Source organism: uncultured Rikenella sp., from assembly GCF_910579375.1.
Lineage (GTDB): Bacteria > Bacteroidota > Bacteroidia > Bacteroidales > Rikenellaceae > Rikenella.
Genome location: NZ_CAJTUJ010000194.1, coordinates 1 through 3,206, shown reverse-complemented (window position 1 = coordinate 3,206; position 3,206 = coordinate 1). Strand labels below are relative to the sequence as shown.

The following is a 3,206-nucleotide window of genomic DNA, read 5'->3' as shown; positions in this document are numbered from 1 at the left end:
TGGGGCCCGCGCGGCCCGAGCGCAGTACCCTCAAACTAAACCGCGCGCGACTGCTGGAAAAGGAAATCATTCAAACGCGTGATGCGCGTTTGAATAAGATTTCCGCCAGCGCGCGGACGAAGAACGGAGGGTAGAGGCTGCCATTTGCCCACCGCGGGCACGCGGGGCCTGCCCGGCCCGAGGGCAGTACCCTCCCGTAGGACGACGCGCGCCACGCCTAAAGAAGCGATTCAACTATTTCGGCAGTGAGCCAAATATAGATGAATCGCGTAAGGCGCGCGAACAAAGAACTGCATGCGAAAAAACTCGACCCTGTCAAAAAGTCGTCGCCCGCCCGCGTAAAAGGGGATTTCACTCATTTTGCATTAGCAAAATCGAGATGAAATCCTAGCGGGCGACGGCAAATGCGGCGGAGCGACAGCGGAGCCGCAGTGAGGCGGACACGGGGCAGAGAACTGGGCTTTGCGTTGGGCTGTGCTTGTTCTTCAGGCGGGAAAGCCGATTGCGGTTTTCCCGCCGCGCTGGGCCGAGCATGGGGGCGAGCTTTGGGCTGGACTGTAGGCTGAACATTTGCGACCCTTTAGGGTCGCTGGACTTGCGCGCTGGGCCTTCGCCCACCCCCGGAGCGCGCAGCCCGAACCCGACAGAATTGGGCGGTGAATGGGTTGTTGCTTTTGCGGCTCTTTGAACCACGTAGTTCGCCACCATCCCACGCGGCGGACTGCAACTCATCGGAGCTCGTTGCACTCTCCGCTGGCGGCGACTGCAAACAGGGCATGGACGAATGAGCTCTGTTTCTGCGGTTCTGCGAACCGCAGACCCTGTCGCCCTAGCGCGAAGCGCCTCAGGGGGGATGGGTGACAGGCCGAACTCAAAAACAGTGGGATGAACTTTGGGCTGTGCTTTGGGTCAATCTTCTGCGGCTCGCAGAGCCGCGCGGGCCGAAGCCTTCGGCCGCGGAGGCCCGCAACTCGCTATGCTCGTTTTAGGCCCCGCAGGTTTCAACCCGCTAAGGCAATTGGACTTTCTTAGGCTTGGTTGCGTCTCGTTGCGCTACCGCTGGCGGCAAACAGCTGGAGGTCAAGAGCGATTAGCGCGATTCCGTTCGGAATCGCCGTCCTCGGCAAGAGCGACGCATTAGCGGCGCGAGGGGGGCGGCCGAGGACGAACTTGAAAGAATGGATGAACTTTGAGTGGTGGGTTGGGCTGTGCTTTGGGTTGATCTTCTGCGGCTCGCAGAGTTCCGTCCCCGCCCCGGGCTACCGCTACTACACCTCGGGCGTGCTGGGCGGCATCGGCCATTACGGTTACAGCTGGTCGTCTACAACCAACCGCACGGTTAGCGGTATCTACGGGCGATTCTTGTGGTTCAATTCGCAGGGCCTCGATCCCAGCGATGCGAACGACCGTGCCACGGGTCGTCAGTTGCGTTGCCTCTCGGAATAAACGGAGAGGAGCAGTTGCTCGACCGAGCGGAAAAGACGAAACTCCGCCAGGCGGGTCTTGGAAGTTAAAGTGGCAGAAATTGGCAGGAGGAGATAGGGGCCGGGAAAGCCCCGATCACCAGAGTAAGTAAATATGAATTCGTTATTGTTGCCGTTACAAGGGTTGTTAGTCGGTTTCCTGGCCTCGGTGCCATTGGGGCCGATCGGCGTCATCTGTATCCAACGGACTTTGAACGGTACACACCGCAGCGGCTTCTTCTCCGGACTCGGTGCGGCGACGGCTGACACGTTGTTCGCCACGCTCGCCGTCTTTTCCCTATCGTTCATGACCGATTTTATGAACGCCCATAAGCATTGGTTTACGGCGATCGGGGGGATTCTGATTATCGTGGTCGGCTTTTCGATCTTTTACAAACGGGTCAGGAGGGCCAGCCAGCGCAGGCAGACCCGGAGCAGCTTGCTGAGCGACTACCTCTCGATCTTTTTTCTGACGTTGACCAATCCGGCTTATATTCTGGTATTCATTACTCTGTTCGCCGCGCTGGGGATTAGCAGCGAGGGGGGGCAGACGGGAGGAAATCTGTCGCTGATCTTCGGCGTGCTGGTGGGGGCGGCGTGCTGGTGGTTTCTGCTGACCTATGCGGTGAACAAACTGCGGAGGAGGTTTCGGCTCAGGCACCTTTGGTGGATCAACAAAATTACGGGGGCGGTGATTATCCTTTTCGGGGTCTTGCTGGTATTGAGTCTGGTGGTGGATTTGGGGCCGGTGGAGCGGATCTTAGCTTAAATTCCGACAATGAAAAAAAAGATTATTATTGCCATAGACGGTTATTCGTCCTGCGGGAAAAGTACTTTTGCCAAAGCGGTGGCGGCGAAGTTGGGTTATATTTTTATCGACACGGGGGCGATGTATCGTGCCGTGACGCTGTTCGCCATGCGGAACGGTTTGACGGACGATCCGGAGGCGCTGGCGGAGAGGCTGCCGGAGGTGCGGATCGATTTCCGGTTCGATCAGGAGACGGGGCACAGCGATGTCTATTTGAACGACGAGAATGTCGAAACGGAAATCCGTCGTATCGATGTGAGCAATCGGGTGAGTGGGGTGAGCTGCATTCCGGCGGTGCGGGCCAAGCTGGTGGCAATGCAGCAGGAGATGGGGCGGCGCAAGGGGGTGGTGATGGATGGGCGGGATATCGGGACGATGGTTTTTCCGGAGGCGGAACTGAAGATTTTCATGACGGCGGATCCGCGTGTACGGGCGGAGCGGCGTTATAAGGAGTTGATTGCAAAGGGGGAAGAGATCTCGTTGGCTGAAATCGAACGGAATATCCGTGAACGGGATCATCAGGATGAGACGCGGGCGGTGAGTCCGTTGCGTCGGGCGGCGGATGCGGTGGTGCTGGATAATAGCGGGATGACGGTAGAGGAACAGATGCGGTGGATCGACTTGCGTTTGGCCGAGTTGGAGTAAGGCTCGTTGTGGTGGGGAGGGGGTTGGGGCCGAGGACTGTTTCATTTGGGGTGGCGGACGGCGATTGGGCCGAACAGATTAAGCGATACGTAGTATCGCTCCGTCCCGCCGGTGCGCCCATCGTTTTGTTAGGGTTGTCTTTGCCTTACTAACCGGACGCCGCCCGCGTAGGGCAGTTTCAGACGGGACAAAGCTCGCCCGCGCGCGACTGCTGAAGTAGGAAATCATTCAAAGCGTAAAACGCTTTGAATAAGATTTCCGCCAGCGCGCGGACAGAGAACAGGGGTAGA

General features: G+C 58.3%; 3 protein-coding genes. All 3 read left to right on the top strand.

All coding sequences use genetic code 11. From position 1 onward, the window contains the following. Nucleotides 1-1,182 precede the first annotated feature (1,182 nt). The 3 genes from QZ302_RS09540 to cmk all read left to right on the top strand — a co-directional run bounded on the left by QZ302_RS09540 (nucleotide 1,183) and on the right by cmk (nucleotide 2,916). Nucleotides 1,183-1,446 carry a hypothetical protein gene (locus QZ302_RS09540; protein WP_294594812.1) on the top strand — a complete coding sequence of 88 codons (264 nt, stop codon included), beginning with the start codon at nucleotides 1,183-1,185 and terminating at the stop codon, nucleotides 1,444-1,446. A gap of 132 nt (nucleotides 1,447-1,578) precedes the next feature. Further along, nucleotides 1,579-2,232 (top strand): LysE family transporter, encoded by a 654-nt coding sequence (locus tag QZ302_RS09535; RefSeq protein ID WP_294594811.1) that lies wholly within the window; start codon nucleotides 1,579-1,581, stop codon nucleotides 2,230-2,232. Nucleotides 2,233-2,241: 9 nt separating this feature from the next. Continuing rightward, nucleotides 2,242-2,916, top strand: coding sequence for a (d)CMP kinase (gene cmk, locus QZ302_RS09530; protein ID WP_294594809.1), 675 nt, complete (start codon nucleotides 2,242-2,244; stop codon nucleotides 2,914-2,916). Nucleotides 2,917-3,206: the final 290 nt, after the last annotated feature.

Bases quoted from the DNA above. Each gene is read 5' to 3' on its own strand.
- QZ302_RS09540 (WP_294594812.1), top strand. From the start codon at position 1,183: ATGAACTTTGAGTGGTGGGTTGGGCTGTGCTTTGGGTTGATCTTCTGC.
- cmk (WP_294594809.1), top strand. From the start codon at position 2,242: ATGAAAAAAAAGATTATTATTGCCATAGACGGTTATTCGTCCTGCGGG.
- QZ302_RS09535 (WP_294594811.1), top strand. From the start codon at position 1,579: ATGAATTCGTTATTGTTGCCGTTACAAGGGTTGTTAGTCGGTTTCCTG.